Raw genomic sequence first — 15899 nt, 5'->3', positions numbered from 1 at the left:
GTCGTTCGTCCAGTGCTACGCGTTTCTACGCCTTCTTCACCCGGCCGGTTACGGTGGGGCCCATGACTTCCGCCGCGCCCGCGAAACCGACCGCGTTGATCACCGGCGCCAGCCGTGGCCTGGGCGCCGCGATCGCCCGCGAACTCGCACCCACGCACGACCTGCTGCTGGGCGCCCGATCGGCGGATTCGCTGCGCGGCATCCTGGCGGAGCTGCCCGCCGCGCAGGGCTGGCCGGTCGAGTTGACCGACTACGCCGCCCTCGCCGAAGCGGTCGCGCCGATCCGGAGCCTGGACGTATTGGTGCACAACGCGGGCATCGCCGATCTCGGCACGATCGCCGGGTCCACCGTCGAACAGTGGCGGAACACGTTGGAGGCCAACCTCATCGCCGTCGCCGAGCTCACCCGGCTGCTGCTGCCCGCGCTGCGGGCGGGCAATGGGCACGTGGTGCTGATCAACTCGGGTGCGGGGCTGCGCGCCAACCCGGGCTGGGCCTCCTACGCGGCGAGCAAGTTCGGCCTGCGCGCTTTCGGTGACGCGTTGCGGCAGGAGGAGCCGGAACTGCGGGTGACCTCGATCCACCCGGGGCGCATCGACACCGACATGCAGCGAGAGATCATCGCGGGCGAGGGGCGCGAGTACCGCGCCGAGGATTTCCTCACCCCCGAGACGGTGGCATACACGGTGCGTTCCGCCATCGACACTCCGCGCGACGCGCACCCGACCGAGGTCGTGCTCCGGCCCTACTGATCGACGGCGCCTCGGCGGCGCTCCGGCACAGCCGCGGCCGGCGTATATCCAGTCGCAGACGATCGTCATCCGGCACGCCGCCGCGCAACCGCGGGGCAGCACCAGGTCGTCGGGCAGCAGGACGGCGATGACGTCCTCGTCGTCGAGGGCCTGCTCGGGCACGCCGTGGCCCAGGCTCGCCCGCCGTCCCGCAGTGCTACGGGCAGCGGGTCGACGTCGTCATCGAGCGCGACCCTCGACGAGGTGCTGCCCCGGCCGCGCTGACCAGCGTCAGGCGACGATGTTCACCAACCGTCCGGGCACCACGATCAGCTTGCGCGGCGCCGCGCCGTCGAGCAGCTGGGCGATCTTCTCGTCGGCCAGCGCGGCCGCCTCGATCGCCGCGTTGTCCGCGTCGGCCGCCACCTGAATCCGGCTGCGCACCTTGCCGTTCACCTGAATCGGGTACTCCACCGACTCCTCGACCAGCAGGGCGGGATCGGCGACCGGGAACGGGCCGTGCGCCAGGGACGTGGTGTGGCCCAGGCGCTCCCACAGCTCCTCGGCGACGTGCGGGGCCAGCGGCGCCAGCATCAGCACCAGCGGCTCCACCACCGAGCGCGGCGCGCCGTCCGGGTAGCTCTTGGTCAGGTGGTTGGTCAGCTCGATCAGCTTGGCGCCCGCCGTGTTGTCGCGCAGCGCGGCGAAATCCTCGTCCACGCCCGCGATCGTCTTGTGCAGCAGGCGCAGCGTCTCGCCGGTCGGCTCGGCGTCGGTGACCCGCAGCGCGCCGGACTCCTCGTTCACCACCAGGCGCCAGGCCCGTTGCAGGAACCGGTGCGCGCCGACGACGTCTTTGGTGGCCCACGGCCGGGAGGTGTCCAGCGGACCCATGGCCATCTCGTAGAAGCGGAAGGTGTCGGCGCCGTACAGATCGCACATCTCGTCCGGGGAGATGGCGTTCTTCAGCGACTTGCCGATCTTGCCGTACTCCTGGAACACCCTGATCTCGGTGCCGGTGGCGTCGGTCCAGAAGAACCGGCCGTCGCGTTCGACCACCTCGGCGGCGGGCACGTACGCGCCGCGCTCGTCGGTGTAGGCGTGCGCCTGGATGTAGCCCTGGTTGAACAGTCGCCGGTACGGCTCCGAGCTGCTGACATCGCCCAGGTCGAACAGCACCTTCTGCCAGAACCGCGCGTACAGCAGGTGCAGCACCGCGTGCTCGACGCCGCCGACGTACAGGTCCACGCCGCCCGGATCGCTCAGCCCGCCGACCTCGGCGCGCGGGCCCAGCCAGTACGCCTCGTTCTCCTTGGCGCAGAACGCCTCGGTGTTCGTCGGATCGGCGTAGCGCAGCTGATACCACGAGCTGCCCGCCCAGTTCGGCATGACGTTGGTGTCGCGGCGGTATTTCCTGGGCCCATCGCCCAGGTCCAGTTCGACATGCACCCAGTCGGTGGCCTTCGCAAGCGGCGGCGACGGTTCGGACGTCGCGTCGTCCGGGTCGAAGGTCACCGGCGCGAAGTCGTCGAGCTCCGGCAGCCTCACCGGCAGCATGGATTCCGGCAGCGCGTGCGGTGCGCCTTGCTCGTCGTAGACGATCGGGAACGGCTCGCCCCAGTAGCGCTGCCGGGCGAACAGCCAGTCGCGCAACTTGTACTGGATGGTGCCGGTGCCGTGGCCGTCGGACTCCAGCCGGGCGATCACCGTGGCCTTGGCGTCTTCGACCGACAGCCCGTCCAGGTAGCCGGAATTCACCAGCTCGCCCTCACCGGAGTGGGCCGAGACGGTGATGTCGCCGCCGGAGATGACCTCTTTGATCGGCAACCCGAGCGCGGTGGCGAAATCCCAGTCGCGCTGGTCGTGCCCGGGTACCGCCATGATCGCGCCGGTGCCGTATCCGCTGAGCACGTAGTCGGCGATGAAGATCGGCACGGGTGCGCCGTTCACCGGGTTGACGGCGTAGTTGCCCAGGAAGACGCCGGTCTTCTCCTTGTTCTCCTGACGCTCCAGATCCGATTTGGCCGCGATCGACTCGCGGTAGGCCGCGACGGCGTCCGCCGGGGACGCGGCGCCGCCGTTGGTCCAGCGGGAATCGACGTCTGCGGGCCACGCGGCCGCGGTCAGCTTGTCCACCAGCTCGTGTTCGGGCGCCAGCACCACGTACGTCGCGCCGAACAGGGTGTCGGGCCGGGTGGTGAAAACCTCGATCTGCTCGCCGTCGGCGTCGAACCTCACCTGCGCGCCGCGCGAACGCCCGATCCAGTTGCGCTGCATGGCCTTGACGTTCTCCGGCCAGTCCAGCCGGTCGAGGTCGTCGACCAGCCGGTCGGCGTAGGCGGTGATGCGCATCATCCACTGCCACAGCCGCTTCCGGAACACCGGGAAGTTCCCGCGCTCACTGCGGCCTTCGGCGGTGACCTCTTCGTTGGACAGCACGGTGCCCAGACCCGGGCACCAGTTGACCATCGAATCCGTCTGGTAGACCAAGCGGTAGGAGTCCAGCAGCGCGCCGCGTTCCGCGGGACTCAGCGCGGCCCAGTCCTTCCCGTCCGGGACCGCCCGTGCACCGGAGGCGAACTGTGCCTCCAGTTCGGCGATCGGGCGGGCGCGATCGGCCTCCTGGTCGTACCACGCGTTGTAGATGCGCAGGAAGATCCACTGGGTCCAGCGGTAGTACTCCGGGTCGGTGGTCGCGAACGAGCGCCGGCGGTCGTGGCCGAGCCCCAGCCGGTCCAGCTGGCGCTGCATCGTGGCGATGTTCGACTCGGTGGTGTCGCGCGGGTGCGCGCCGGTCTGCACCGCGTACTGCTCGGCGGGCAGGCCGAACGCGTCGTAGCCGAGGGCGTGCAGCACGTTGCGGCCGTGCATGCGGTGGTAGCGGGCGAAGACATCGGTGGCGATATAACCCAGCGGATGTCCGACGTGCAGCCCCGCGCCCGAGGGGTAGGGGAACATGTCCTGCACGAACAGCTTGTCCGGCGGCGTCGGGCCCGCCAGCGGCCCCACCGGGTTCGGCGCGTGGAAGGTTCCGCGTTCGTCCCACGTCCGCTGCCACCGGCGTTCGATGCGGCCGGCAAGCTCCGCGTTGTACCGATGCTCTGGTACATCGCTTTCGGTTGCGCGTGTGTCTTGCACGGTCCTGCCTTCTTGTGGTCGCCGATCCCCGACAAACTTCGTCTATCAGGGTAGAACGTCACCTCCGCTGGACCGAAAATCGGGCTGGCCTGGACTTTGCCGACGTGTTCCCGGTCGCACCGCCCGTCATCGGCGGGGCGGCACCGATGCGCTAGCCTGCATGGGTGTTCGTCGTCGCTCTCGTCCTGTTCGCGCTGGCTGTCGTAGCCGTCACCACCGGCGCACTCGGGCTGACCGGCCGGTTGCCCCGCAATCGTTTCTTCGGGGTGCACACCGAGGCCGCGTTGTCCACCGGCGAGACGTTCCGCGTCGCCAACCGGGTCGCCGCGCCCACCTCGATCGCGGCCGGGGCGCTGCTGTTCGCCGGTGGTCTCGTCGCGCTGTTCGCCGGCGGCTTCGTCGCGCTGGTGGTCGCGGCCTGCACCGCCGTGGTCGCGCTGTTCACCCTCGGCGCGGGCGCGAATGCCGCCGCACAGGCCGCCGACGCCATCGCTCCGCCCCCCGAGACCGGCGGTTGCGGCAGCTCCTGCGGCGCGTGCTCACTCCGCGACGCTTGCCAGCCCGCGAGCTGAGGGCAACCGCGCTTCACTTCGGCGGCGCCACGCTGCGCGACAGCGGGCTGCCGACCGGAGTGACGTAGAGCACGCACAGCAGCACCGGCGCGGTTCCGATATTGCGGGCGACGTGCGGGTAGCGCGGCCCGCTCGGTTCGCGGAAGACTCGCCACCGGCGATAGGTGACCGGCGCGCAGTCCGCCCCCGGGTGATCGAGCGTCCCCCGCGCCACGAGGACGAACAGCGTCCCGTCGTGATAGTGCCACCCGCTGGAGCCGCCGGGTTCGATGATCGTCTGGCGCAGGATGAACGCCCGTCGTCCCACGGCGAACCGGAAAAGGACCCGACTGGCGGTCCCGTGCGCAGGCGCCGCGTTGGTCTCGAATGCGCGCCACATTCCTCGATCGAATCACTTCCGCTCGACTACTCCAAGCCTCCCGGGACGCCCGCCCGGACATCGCCTGTACCGGCTGGGTGGCTCATCGATGTCCGCTACTGATCTGTTCTGGGTCTAGCGGCTGGCGGAAGCGGGCGGCGGCGGTTAGTTTCGAGCCATGTCGGTCGGTGCGCCTGAGGTCGAGTTATTCGAGAACTGCCGGCCGCGACTGGAGGCGATCGCGTATCGCCTGCTGGGTTCGGCGAGCGATGCCGAGGACGCGGTGCAGGATACGTTCATGCGCTGGCACGCCGCCGACCGCGCGTTCGTCGAGACGCCCGAGGCGTGGCTGACCAAGGTGCTCACCAATATCTGCCTCAACCAGCTCGCTTCGGCACGGGTACGGCGAGAGGCATATGTAGGCCAGTGGCTGCCCGAGCCGATCTTTGCCGGGGACCGTATGCTCGGCCCGGCCGAGACCGTCGAGCAGCGCGAATCGGTGTCGATCGCGATGCTCACCCTGATGGAACGGCTGTCGGCCAAGGAGCGCGTGGTGTATGTGCTCCGCGAGGCATTCGGTTACGCGCACAGCGAGATCGCCGAAATCCTCGATCTAACCGAGTCCAACTGCTATCAGATCTATCGGCGCGCCAAACAACACGTGGCCGGCGACCGGACCCGGGTGGAAACCGATGAGGCCACCGCCCGCAAGGTCGTCGAGGAATTCCTGGCCGCGGCGCTCAGCGGCAACACCGACTCGCTGGTGCGGCTGTTGGCTGACGACGCGGTCAGCGCGGGCGACGGCGGTGGCGTGATGATTTCTCTGCCGCATCCGATCACCGGCGCGCTGCGGGTGGCGCGGTTCCTGCGCCGTTTGTTCGAGCCCACCCCGGAGAAGTGGGCGATGATCGGCGGTCGTGCCGACCTGTTCGCCGCCGTGCTCAATGGCGTGCCCGGCCTGGTGATCGTGGTCGGCGATCGGATCGTCACCGTCATCACCCTGGAGGTGACCACAGACGGCATCGCGGCCGTCCACACGCAAGCCAACCCGGACAAGCTCGAACGGCTCACACGCCACTGGGCCGCATCCGAGCACGCCGACCCCCTCCTCGTGGGGTGGTGACCTAGATCACAGTCCACGTCTGTCAGGTTTCGCGTCGCTATCCGGTTCAGGAAGCGAACCCCACCCAGACAGGAGTGAGACCATGAAGCATCGCATCGTCGTTCTCGGCGCGGGATACGCCGGAGCCAACGCCGCTGGTCGTCTGGCCAAGCGGCTGCATCCCGCCGATGTCGAGATCGATCTCGTCAACGCCGATCCGGAGTTCGTCGAGCGGGTCCGCATGCACCAGCTGGCCGCAGGTCAGGAGCTGAAGACCCGCGCGCTGGCCGATGTCTTCGCCGGCACGGGCGTGCGGGTGGTGCCCGCGCGGGTGACCGCGATCGATGTCGACCGAAAAGTGGTCGACATCGATGCCGCCGATGGCCGCCGTGAGATCACCTACGACACGCTCGTTTACGCCCTCGGCAGCGCCGCCGCCGACTGCGGTGTGCCCGGTGTGGCCGAGCACGCCCACGACATCGCGGGCAAGCAGTCCGCGCTGCGGGTGCGCGAGCGTCTGGCCGGCTTGGGCGCGGGTGCGACCGTGCTGGTCGTCGGCGCCGGCCTCACCGGCATCGAAGCCGCCACCGAAGTCGCCGAGGCTCGACCGGATCTCGAGGTCGCCCTCGTCGCTCGCGGCGGCCTCGGCGACTGGCTGAGCGCGAAGGCCCAACAGCATCTGCGCAAGGCGTTCGACCGGCTCGGCATCACCGTGCACGAGCACACCGACATCGCCCGCGTCGAGCCGACCGGCGCCGTCACCATCGACGGCCGCACGATCCCGGCCCGAATGACGCTGTGGACAGCCGGTTTCGCCGTGCACCCGATCGCCGCGGCCACCACCCTGCGGGTGTCGGCGACGGGACAGATCGTCGTCGACGACACGATGCGGTCGGTCTCGCACCCCGACGTCTACGCCGTCGGTGACGCCGCGCTCGCCCCCGGGGCGAACGGCGAGCCGCTGCGCATGTCCTGTGCCTCGGGTGTCCCTTCGGCCTATCACGCCGCCGACGCTATCGCCGCACGTCTGACCGGCCGAAAGATCCCCGGCAATGCGATCGGCTACACCGCCCAGTGCATCAGCCTCGGCCGCCGCGATGCCGTCGTCCAGTGGGTCACGCCCGACGATCAGCCCAAGCCCTCAGCCGTCACCGGCCGGGCGGCCGCGCGAGTCAAGGAGTTCATCTGCAAGAGCGCGGCGTGGAGCGTCTCGCACCCGACATCGATGCTCCCGTCTCGCCGTCGTCACATCACCGCCACCGAGCCGATTCGCGCCCTCACCGCGTGACGGCGCGCTCGGTACGGGCCGTGTCGGACGGGACGATCCGACACGGCCCGCCCTCTTTCGTCTCGGCGGTTACGAAGTGTGCGGCAGAAGCGCTTCCAGAACAGCATGATCGGCGGAGGGATCGCCGACTGCGATCCGAGCGCTGCCGTCCGGATAAGGCTTCGCGGCGATCCCCGCGCGACGGAGGGCGGTGACGGTGCCGGGACCGGGGACGAACAGGAAGTTGGCGCGGCTCTCCGGTATCGCGAATCCGCGAGCCACCAGTGCGGCACGGAGTGCGTCTCGTTCCTCGGTGATGCGGAGGGTTCGTGCGGCGAGTTCGGGTTCGGCGGCGTAGGAGGCGGCGACCGCGGCCACCGCCGCCGCGCTCAGCCCGAAGGGCAGTTGCAACTTGCCCACCCGCGCGATCAGTCCGGTGTTGCCGAAGGCGTAACCGATTCGCAGCCCGGCCAATCCGTACGCCTTCGAGAAGGTCCGCAGGACGAGCAGGTTGGGGTGCTTCGCGAGCAGTGCCAGCGGGTCGACGTACTCGGCCGCGCCGAGGAATTCGACGTACGCCTCATCGAGAATCACCGGAACCCGGGCGGGCACGTCGGACAGAAACGCCTTCAGCTCGTCCGCCGGGATCACCGTGCCGGTGGGATTGTGCGGACGGCACACCACGACAAGTGCGGTGCGCCGGTCGATGGCGCGGCGCATCGCCCGCAGATCCTGGTTCCCCGTCGCGTCCAGCGGCACCGGCACGGCGTCCAGGCCGGTCATCTCGGCCATGATCGGATACCCGTCGAAAGTCGGCGCGCTGTAGACGATCTCCGTGCCCGGTGTGGTCAGCGCCTGCAGGATCTGTAGGGCCACCCCCGTCGCCCCCGAGCCGACCACCACCTGATCCGCCCGCACGTCGACATGCCGGGCGATCAGCGACGGCAGCCGATGCGGCAGGAACTCCGGGTATCGGTTGGCCTGTGCCAGCGTCATGTGCACCGCCCGCAGCACCGAAGGCAGCGGCGGGAACGGGTTCTCGCTCAGGGTGAGGTCGAAACGGGGCGGCACCCGGGGCGCCGGGTGCCTGCGGGAGGGCCGGGTGCCGTCGGCGACGCGCACGCTCATCGCGCGGCTCCCCAGCGGACGGCGGCCGCGCCGGCGAAGTCGCCCGCGTGCGCGAACCCCGCCATCAGGACCAGCGAGCCGTTGGCCAGCCGTCCCGCCCGGTTCTCCACATCCAGGGTCACCGGGATACCGGCGGCGAACAGATTTCCGCAGGAGTCGAAGGTGTCGGGATGCCGCTGCGCCGGAAGCTCCAGCGCGTCGTGCCAGTTGCGCAGGAACAGCCGGTTCGGCTGATTGGTGACGAAGGTGTCGACGTCGCGTCCGCGCACGCCGAGCCGACCGCACACCGCGAGGGCGACTTCCGGAACCAGCCGGTTGCCCCTGGCGAACACCTTGGTGACCTTGGACTCGGTGAAGCTGACGCACCCCTGTCCCTCGCCCGGCTCCCAGTACTTGCGCTCACCGTTGGTGGAGAACTCCATGTCTCCCGCGAATTCGGGATAGGTGCGGCATTCGATGTCGAGGATCGGAGCGCTGTCGTCCTTGCGCAGCAGCCCCACTCCGCAGCCGTCACCGGGCACCGGAGCCTGGGCCAGCTTACGGATCTCGGTCTGGGTGAACACCGGTCCCGCGCAGTTCTGGCTCGCCGCGATCAGCGCGGTGCGCGCGGAGGTGGTTTGCAGGATCATGCGGGCCATCGCCATCATGTGCACGAACGCCGCGCACCCGCCGTTGTGCAGGTCGTAGACGTACGAAGGACGGATGCCGAGCCGCCGGGCCACCTCGGGGCCGCTGCCGAGCACCGGATTGTCCGGCAGCTGGGTGTGTGTGAGCAGGACGTCGACCTCGGCGATCGCGTCGGCGCCGTTGCGTTCGATCAGCGGTGCGACGGCGCGCTCGACCATGTCCACCGCGGTCTCGTCGCGCGCTATGTGGTGGCGGCCCTTTGGCGCGCGGAACATGACGTTCTTGGCCATCCGGTCCGAGCGGGCGAACTGGGTGAAGTATTCGGTGCCGACCGGTTCGCCGGGTAGATACGAGGACACGTCGACGAGGCTGACCGGGGGTAGGCCGGAGGTGTTCTGGTGCATAACGCGTCTCACTTCATCCAGTCGGGCTTGATGGGCAGGCCGTGGGTGGCCCGGTACTCGCAGATGGCCTTGAGGTTGTCCATCTCCAGCTGATGACCCGCCGAGAACAGCTCCCAGAAATCGCCGACCCACACCTCCCGCTTCGGCGGCGCGGTCTCCGGGTAGGGGTTCTCGTCGTAGAACGGGTGCTTGCAATTCACCCACAGGACAACCGAACCCGGCTTGTCGAACACCACTCGCGCGTCGACCACGCGCATCAGGTAGATCATCCACAGGTGCCGTGACTGGTCCCAGGCGCAGTGGTAGTCGACGGTCATGGCGTCGGGGTTCGCGACGGTACGAGTGAAGATCTTGGTGTCGGCGCCCAGCCGGTCATAGGCCAGCCACAGTCCGGGTTCGTCGGTCTCGGTGAACCCGCGCATGCTGTAGGTCCACTCCTCCAGTGACCTGGTGTCGGCGAGGTATTCGTACACCTCTCGCGGCGGTGCGGCGATATAGCCCTGCACCGGGCAGTATTCGCCGTAGATCTGGTCGTGGGGGTACACCGATCGCAGCATGTCCATGATGAGCGGAGTGGCGGCGTCCTTGTCGAACTTCTCGACGCGGAGCACATTCGGCAGATCCTCCTCCGGGATGTCGCTGAGGGCGGGCAAGGAAGTCGCGGTCACGGGGTGCTCCTCTCGGCGGGCGCAGGCACGGCGTCCGCACGGGTTGGGCGAGTGTGGGTCATCGGGCCTTCCCGGATTGCTCGACGGTGGTCAGGAAGGGCAGGAACGGGGGGATCTCATCGGGGTCGCATTCGATCGAAAGGAATGAGGGACCTTCGGTTTCCAGGCAGCGTCGCAGCGCTGCGGCGAGATCGCCGACGGTGTGCACCGAGAACGCGGGCAGCTCGGGGAACATCGCGGCGACACCCGCGCCCAGGTAGGCCGGACGAAATCGGTTGAAGCTGTAGAGGCCCCGGTAGTACAGCTGCTCCCTGGTCACGCACATGGCGTGCGCGTTGTTGTTCAGCACGACGAAGGTGACCGGCAGCGCGTGCTCGATCGCGGTGTGCAGCTCCATACCGTGCATGTAGAACGAGCCGTCACCGGCGATGACCACCGTCCGCCGCACGCCATCCGCTCGCGCGCACCGCGCGAACGCGGACCCGATGCCCGCCCCGAACGCGTAACCCATCCCGCCCATGCCGAGGGCGACCACGAACCGGCCGCCCCGTGGGACCCGCAGATGGTGCACGACGGCCGCCCCGGTGTTCCCCGCGTCGGCGAACACGTCGGTGCCTTCGGGCAAGGCGGCGTCGATCGTCTCGACCACATCCCGGTAGCGCAGACCGGGACCGGAGGAGGCGGGCACGCGCAGGGAAGTCAGCGGTTGCGCCGCGAGCACGCGTTCGGATCCGGTACTGCCGTCGTCCAGTTCGTCGGCGAGTTCGGCGAGCGTTCGCGCCAGATCGGTACTGGTCGCGTGGATGGCGGGCAGGTACGGCGGCGCCACGCCGATGCTCGCGACCGCGCGTTCGGCGAGCGCGGTCTCCGAGCCGGCGCGGGCGGGCACCGGCAACCGGGTGCCGACCAGCAGGCACAGGGCCGAGGAGCGAATGGCCGCCGTCAGCTCGGGGTGACCCATGCTGCCCGCCACACCGCGGAAGGCGGGATCGGTGTTGTCGAAGGTGTCCTTCGCGTCGGGCGCGACGCCCACCGCGGCCTCCAGCGCTGTGGCCAAGCGGGCCAACTCGGCGCGCGCGTCGTCGCGCGCGACCTGATCACCCGCGATGATCACGATCTTGCCGGTGTGCCGGGCCGTGGTGAGCGCGGCGCGCACGCGAGCGATTCCGGCGTGGTCGGCCCGGTGCGTCCGCGGGCTCGGCCGAAACGGGGCGACGTTGCCCAGCTCGGCCTGCTGCACGTCTTTGGGCAGCAGCAGTACCGCAGGACCACCGTGCCGGGCGGCTCGCATCGCCCGGTCCAGCTGGTCCGGCACATCCGCGGCCGATTCCACCCGTGCGCAATAGGTGCTGACCGCGCCGAAGAGGCGGACCGCGTCGATGGTCCCGGCGCGTCCGCTGGTGTCCTGGAACGCGCCGTTGCCTTCCAGGGTGGTCGGCGGCTGGCCGACCAGTGCGAGTACCGGCACCCGCGACGCGAACGATTCGGCGAGGCCGGCGACGAGGTTCATCGCGCCGCCGCCGGAGGTCGCCGCGACGACGCCGAATCCGCCCGTGCTGCGGGCGTACCCGTCGGCCATGGTGGCCGCGGAGAACTCGTGTTTGGCGACCACCCCCGTGACGTACTCCGGCGCGTCGAAGATCGCGTCGTACAGGTCCTCGATGTTGGCGCCGTCCACCCCGAAGATGTGCCGAACACCCGACGCCCACACCGCTCGCACCAGATGGTCCACGACCCGAGTCCGCATCGGCGCTCCTTTCCGCTGACGATGAATCGACTGCGTACAGGAGTGATACGGGCCGGACCGCCGAACGGTTCAACGCTGCTTCATGGGAAGGTGAGTGACACCTTGCGTGTACGTATACATCTACGTATAGTCGGAGTATGCCCAACAAGACGATCTACGTTGCCGATGACGACCTTCCGCTGTTCCAGCGCGCGCAAGAGTTGGTCGGCGGCAACCTCTCGGGTGCGGTGGTCACGGCGTTGCGCCGGTTCATCGAACTCGAGGAGGGTCGGCTGGAGGGCTACGACGAGATCGTGGTCAAGGTCGGCCGCGACGGTGTGCGCCAAGTCCGCTTCTCCGGCACTCTGCTGGGGGAGTGGCACGAGGTCAACGATACGCGGATCGAGCACATCCAGGTGTATCGCAGCCGCAAGGGCAAGTACGTGATGCACGCCCAGTATTCGAACTGGGACGAATATCCCGTCGACGCGGGCGCGAACTGGCTCAAGGACTGGCGGGACCCGAAGAGCTGGCGCCGCCTGCTCGGCGTCGGGCAACAGGACTGGGGCGATTTCGTCTTCGTCGTGGTGGATTCCCTGGACGAGTTGAAGGGGCAGCTGCCCGACAAGCTCTACCGGCGGGTTGCGGACGTGGCCGGGGGGCCGAAGATCGAGGACCTGGACATCTAGCCGCCACCGATCCGCGATCCCCCGCGGGGCAGTACCCCGCAGGGGATCGTCCGATCGATCAGACCGTGCCGGTGAGCAGCACTCTCCCGGTGTTCGCCGCGCGGATCTCCACCGAGCGGACCTGATCGGGCGCACCCTCGATGGTCCGGTCGATGGTCAGCTCGGTGCCGGGGCCCGCGGGCCACTCGTCGAGTTTCTGCTGCTGGCCGCCGATGCTGGTGACGTACAGCGCGAGATTGGCGCTGTAGCGCAGCTGCTCGCCCGGTGGATAGCTGCAGGACATCACCACGCGTGTCCCGTCGCCCGCCGGGACGAGCTTGAAGCTCGCCGAGACCGGCGTCGGCTCCAGCGGAGTCATCTGGCGTTCGACGAACGCCTGCTCGCTGGTGCCCGGCTCCTGCGAGTCGTTCGATCCGGATACCGAGATCGCGATCGGGACGGCGATCGCCACCGCGGCCGCGGCGGAGGCCACCGCGATGCCGACCGACGTCCACCCGCTGCGGCGGCGGCGCCGCTCGGCCGCGTCGGCGAGCCGGGGTGGCGGTGGGAGTGTCGGCAGTGTCGGCATGGGCGGGGGAGGTGGCACCGCCGCGGACTCGCCGGTTCGCGCGGGCGGCTCGATCATCGCGAGCGCGATGTCGGTCTCCACGAGGGCGAGCATGCCCGGTAGGCCCGCGAGTTCGGCCACGGCGCCCCGGCAGTCGGGGCAGGCGGCGAGGTGGCTCTCGTACTGCAGGCGCTCTTCGCGGGTGAGGGAGCCGAGCACGTACGGGGCATCCCACGTGCTGAAGTCGTCGGTGATGTCCGTCATTGATTCGTCACCCCCATCTCCTGTAGGGCCAGGCGCAATGCGCGCATACCGTAGTGCATCCGGGACTTCACCGTGCCCGGCGGAACGTCGAGTTCCTCGGCGATCTGATGTGTGGACAGTCCCCGGTAGTAGGCCCGCACGATCACCTCGCGGTGGTCGGCGCTGAGCTTGCCGAGGGCATCGGCGACCAGCCAGCCGTCCAGCGCACGATCGGAGTGGTCGGGGGTCGCCCGTTCGGGTGGGTTGTCGGTGCGGAACTCGCGCCTGCTGCGGGCGCTGCGGTGCTCATCCACGGCGAGATTGCGCGCCACGGTGAACAGCCACGCCCGCGCCGACGTGGTGGATTGATCCAAGACGTTCGGCCGTTGCCAGGCCCGCAGCAAGGTTTCCTGCACGATGTCCTCTGCCCGTCCGCGGTCCCGAACCAAGCCGAGCGTGTACCGCCACAGCGGGGCGGCGTGTTCCTGGTAGAGAGCCCGCATCAATTCGGACTGGTCGTCTGGCGGGCCCGTCTCGCCGCGTACCTTGCGCACAACTGGATACCTCTCCGCTCGAATTGCGGGTCCGGTCGGTGGGCGCACCCGATGCGTCACCCATGCCTCGCCGGTTCAGTTGTCGTGTCTCATGTCGTGTCTCCTTCGGTCCCTTCGAGGAGTACACGGTCTCAGTTGCGTTCGAGTTCAATCGGGTGTGTCGCGAGCAAGGACAGCGGGAGCGGCTGACGGCGCAGCACGTGCGCCCACAGGTCCGCGCGGCCCGTGCTGATCGGGTCGGACGGCAGGGCCGAGACCACGATCCAGTCGTCGTTCTCCAACTCGCCCTCGAGCTGCCCGAAGGTCCAGCCCGCGTAGCCCGCGAAGATCCGGATGCCCTCGACGAGCGGGGCCACCCGCTCGGGATCGGCGTCCAGGTCGAGGAGGACGACCCGTCCATCGATACGCCGCAGCCCGGGGACGCCCTCGATGCGCGCGCCCACCCGGACGGTGCCCAGGCACAGCGCGGCGTCCCGTTTCACCGGACCGCCGATGAACAGCGTGCGTGGCGCCGCGACCGCGTCGGTCCAGCGCGGCAGCACGTCGTGCACGGCCGTGTCGCTCGGGCGGTTGAGCACCACGCCGAGGCTGCCCGCCTCGTTGTGCTCGATGATGTAGACGACGGTGCGCCGGAAAGTGGGTTCGACCAGTTCGGTGGACGACACCAGCAGCGTCCCGGCACGAACCACCTGCTCGCCGTGCCGGAACTCGCGTCGCCTGCGGTCACCGTGCCCGCCGCGGGTCTTCCGATCGTCCGGGTCTTCTGCGCGTGCCACTCCGACATCATCGCAGCTGTTCGCCCACAATGCGCCTTCTGTGGCCGACTTCTGTGTCCCGGATTCGCCGAACGGGTGGCGGCCCGACGGCGGACGCCCCGTCGCGCCACCGGCGCCACATCGTAGAGTCCAGCTCATGGAACCGCCCGAGGTGCGCCTCGAGAACAGCGACACCGTGTACGACTACTACCGCGATCATCGCCAGAACCGCCTGAAGGCATGGGGGGCCTACGCCGTTCTCGGCCGCCGCTACCACCCGCGCGTCACCTACGCGGACGGCGCGCGCGCCGCGCTCCGCTCGGTGATCAGGCAGAACAGGCCGCTGCTGATCGCGATCAACCATCTCTCCGAGAGCGACCCCTACACCGTGGCCGCGGCCGCGTGGCGCAGCGGGCTACGGCGGGTGATCGGCCGGGTGCGCGTGCTGGCCAAGGACGAACTGTTCGTCGATCCCGATCAGCGGCGCAAGATCGACATGATGGGCGGCATCCCGGTGTTCCGCGGCAAGGACCACGGCATCCGCGCGGTGAACGCCGCGGGCCAGCGCATGATGGACGTCTGCGCGGAGCGGATGGCCCGCGGCGACGGCATCGCGGTCTTCCCCGAGGGCACCTGCAACGACGTGGACCCGGCCCGCGTGCAAGCGGTGGGCAGCGGTATCGGGCACATCGCGTTCCGGGCGATGAAGCTCGGCGTCGAGCCCGTGCTGGTGTCGATGGCACTGAGCTACGGTCCGCGCCGGGACCCGGCGGTGCGGCCGACGAACGAGGACGCCAAGGGGGCGAGCTTCCACTTCGGGGTCCCCATCCTCGAGTTGCCGCCCCGGCCCGGTGACATCGCCCGGTTGGTGCGTACCGATCTGCAGAAGGCGCTCGACGCCGCCGTCTCGGGCTACTGAGCGCCTACTGCGGCAGGTTCAGCCGGTCGCGCGCCCAGTGCGGCACCATCGTGAGGTATTCGGGGCGGGTCTCGATGAAGTGGTGGACCGTCCGGCACATGGGCAGCGCGCCGAGCTTGTCGTCGCGGGTGCTGTTCAGCGCGGTCTCGACCAACAGCCGCGCATAGCCCTGGCCCTCGTAGGACGAGTAGATCTCGGTGTGCACGAAAGCGCGCTCGGAAGCCGTGTCCTGGTATTCGGCGTAGCCGGCGATCGCACCGTCGACGTAGATCTCGAAGCGTTCCAGTGCGGTGTTGTTGCTGACCTCGGTCGACATGGCTCGACGCTACTCTGTGCGCCGGTGTCCGGATAAATCACACGCCCGACCGGGCGGAATCCCGCCACCGACTTGTCTGTCCCGGCGGGCCTGCGCAGAATGCTCTTGGTCGGGTCCGTCGTCGCGCGCGAGCGGGCAGGCTCGGGGAGGTACGA

General features: G+C 69.3%; 16 protein-coding genes. 6 read left to right on the top strand and 10 right to left on the bottom strand.

Annotated elements, in window-relative coordinates:
• The first annotated feature begins 62 nt into the window (after positions 1-62).
• Positions 63-752 carry an SDR family oxidoreductase gene (locus tag NG1_RS20405; RefSeq protein ID WP_062973116.1) on the top strand — a complete coding sequence of 230 codons (690 nt, stop codon included), beginning with the start codon at positions 63-65 and terminating at the stop codon, positions 750-752.
• 270 nt (positions 753-1022) lie between these two features.
• Here the strand turns inward: NG1_RS20405 and leuS are convergent, their stop codons facing one another.
• On the bottom strand, positions 1023-3869 hold the full coding sequence (gene leuS, locus NG1_RS20400; RefSeq protein ID WP_062973114.1) for a leucine--tRNA ligase: 2847 nt from the start codon (positions 3867-3869) through the stop codon (positions 1023-1025).
• Between the two features lie 164 nt (positions 3870-4033).
• On the opposite strand from leuS, the gene NG1_RS20395 reads away from it, so the two are divergent.
• Positions 4034-4441, top strand: coding sequence for an SdpI family protein (locus NG1_RS20395; RefSeq protein ID WP_062973112.1), 408 nt, complete (start codon positions 4034-4036; stop codon positions 4439-4441).
• Between the two features lie 13 nt (positions 4442-4454).
• Here NG1_RS20395 and NG1_RS20390 read toward each other — a convergent pair whose 3' ends face one another.
• Positions 4455-4820 carry a cupin domain-containing protein gene (locus NG1_RS20390; protein ID WP_062973110.1) on the bottom strand — a complete coding sequence of 122 codons (366 nt, stop codon included), beginning with the start codon at positions 4818-4820 and terminating at the stop codon, positions 4455-4457.
• Between the two features lie 157 nt (positions 4821-4977).
• Between NG1_RS20390 and NG1_RS20385 the strand changes: the two genes are divergently transcribed.
• Positions 4978-5922, top strand: a complete 945-nt coding sequence (locus tag NG1_RS20385; protein WP_062973108.1) for an RNA polymerase sigma-70 factor — start codon at positions 4978-4980, stop codon at positions 5920-5922.
• Positions 5923-6004: 82 nt separating this feature from the next.
• Positions 6005-7189, top strand: coding sequence for an NAD(P)/FAD-dependent oxidoreductase (locus NG1_RS20380; RefSeq protein ID WP_062973106.1), 1185 nt, complete (start codon positions 6005-6007; stop codon positions 7187-7189).
• 69 nt (positions 7190-7258) lie between these two features.
• On the opposite strand, the gene NG1_RS20375 is transcribed toward NG1_RS20380, so the two are convergent.
• Genes NG1_RS20375 through NG1_RS20360 form a run of 4 tightly spaced genes read right to left on the bottom strand, consistent with a single transcriptional unit; the run spans position 7259 to position 11742 of the window.
• Positions 7259-8296 carry an aminotransferase class I/II-fold pyridoxal phosphate-dependent enzyme gene (locus NG1_RS20375; RefSeq protein ID WP_084499055.1) on the bottom strand — a complete coding sequence of 346 codons (1038 nt, stop codon included), beginning with the start codon at positions 8294-8296 and terminating at the stop codon, positions 7259-7261.
• Positions 8293-9327, bottom strand: coding sequence for a 3-oxoacyl-ACP synthase III family protein (locus NG1_RS20370; protein WP_062973104.1), 1035 nt, complete (start codon positions 9325-9327; stop codon positions 8293-8295). Before NG1_RS20370 ends, NG1_RS20375 begins: the two co-directional genes overlap by 4 nt.
• An 8-nt stretch (positions 9328-9335) precedes the next feature.
• Positions 9336-9995 carry a DUF8713 domain-containing protein gene (locus tag NG1_RS20365; RefSeq protein ID WP_062973102.1) on the bottom strand — a complete coding sequence of 220 codons (660 nt, stop codon included), beginning with the start codon at positions 9993-9995 and terminating at the stop codon, positions 9336-9338.
• Positions 9996-10053: 58 nt separating this feature from the next.
• Positions 10054-11742, bottom strand: coding sequence for a thiamine pyrophosphate-binding protein (locus NG1_RS20360; RefSeq protein ID WP_062973100.1), 1689 nt, complete (start codon positions 11740-11742; stop codon positions 10054-10056).
• Positions 11743-11879: 137 nt separating this feature from the next.
• On the opposite strand from NG1_RS20360, the gene NG1_RS20355 reads away from it, so the two are divergent.
• Positions 11880-12410 (top strand): EXLDI protein, encoded by a 531-nt coding sequence (locus NG1_RS20355; protein WP_062973098.1) that lies wholly within the window; start codon positions 11880-11882, stop codon positions 12408-12410.
• Between the two features lie 58 nt (positions 12411-12468).
• Here the strand turns inward: NG1_RS20355 and NG1_RS20350 are convergent, their stop codons facing one another.
• The 3 genes from NG1_RS20350 to NG1_RS20340 all read right to left on the bottom strand — a co-directional run bounded on the left by NG1_RS20350 (position 12469) and on the right by NG1_RS20340 (position 14530).
• Positions 12469-13221 (bottom strand): anti-sigma factor family protein, encoded by a 753-nt coding sequence (locus NG1_RS20350; RefSeq protein WP_062973096.1) that lies wholly within the window; start codon positions 13219-13221, stop codon positions 12469-12471.
• Positions 13218-13754, bottom strand: a complete 537-nt coding sequence (locus NG1_RS20345; RefSeq protein ID WP_373283938.1) for a sigma-70 family RNA polymerase sigma factor — start codon at positions 13752-13754, stop codon at positions 13218-13220. Before NG1_RS20345 ends, NG1_RS20350 begins: the two co-directional genes overlap by 4 nt.
• A 131-nt stretch (positions 13755-13885) precedes the next feature.
• Positions 13886-14530, bottom strand: coding sequence for a YqgE/AlgH family protein (locus tag NG1_RS20340; RefSeq protein ID WP_084499054.1), 645 nt, complete (start codon positions 14528-14530; stop codon positions 13886-13888).
• A 136-nt stretch (positions 14531-14666) separates the two neighbouring features.
• Between NG1_RS20340 and NG1_RS20335 the strand changes: the two genes are divergently transcribed.
• Entirely contained in the window at positions 14667-15428 is a 762-nt protein-coding gene (locus NG1_RS20335) for a lysophospholipid acyltransferase family protein (RefSeq protein WP_062973094.1), read from the top strand.
• Between the two features lie 4 nt (positions 15429-15432).
• Here the strand turns inward: NG1_RS20335 and NG1_RS20330 are convergent, their stop codons facing one another.
• Entirely contained in the window at positions 15433-15744 is a 312-nt protein-coding gene (locus NG1_RS20330; protein ID WP_040871100.1) for a GNAT family N-acetyltransferase, read from the bottom strand.
• Between the last annotated feature and the right edge of the window lie 155 nt (positions 15745-15899).

Source organism: Nocardia gamkensis NBRC 108242, from assembly GCF_001612985.1.
In the GTDB taxonomy this organism is placed as follows: domain Bacteria; phylum Actinomycetota; class Actinomycetes; order Mycobacteriales; family Mycobacteriaceae; genus Nocardia; species Nocardia gamkensis.
This window is presented reverse-complemented; position numbering and strand designations above follow the sequence as displayed.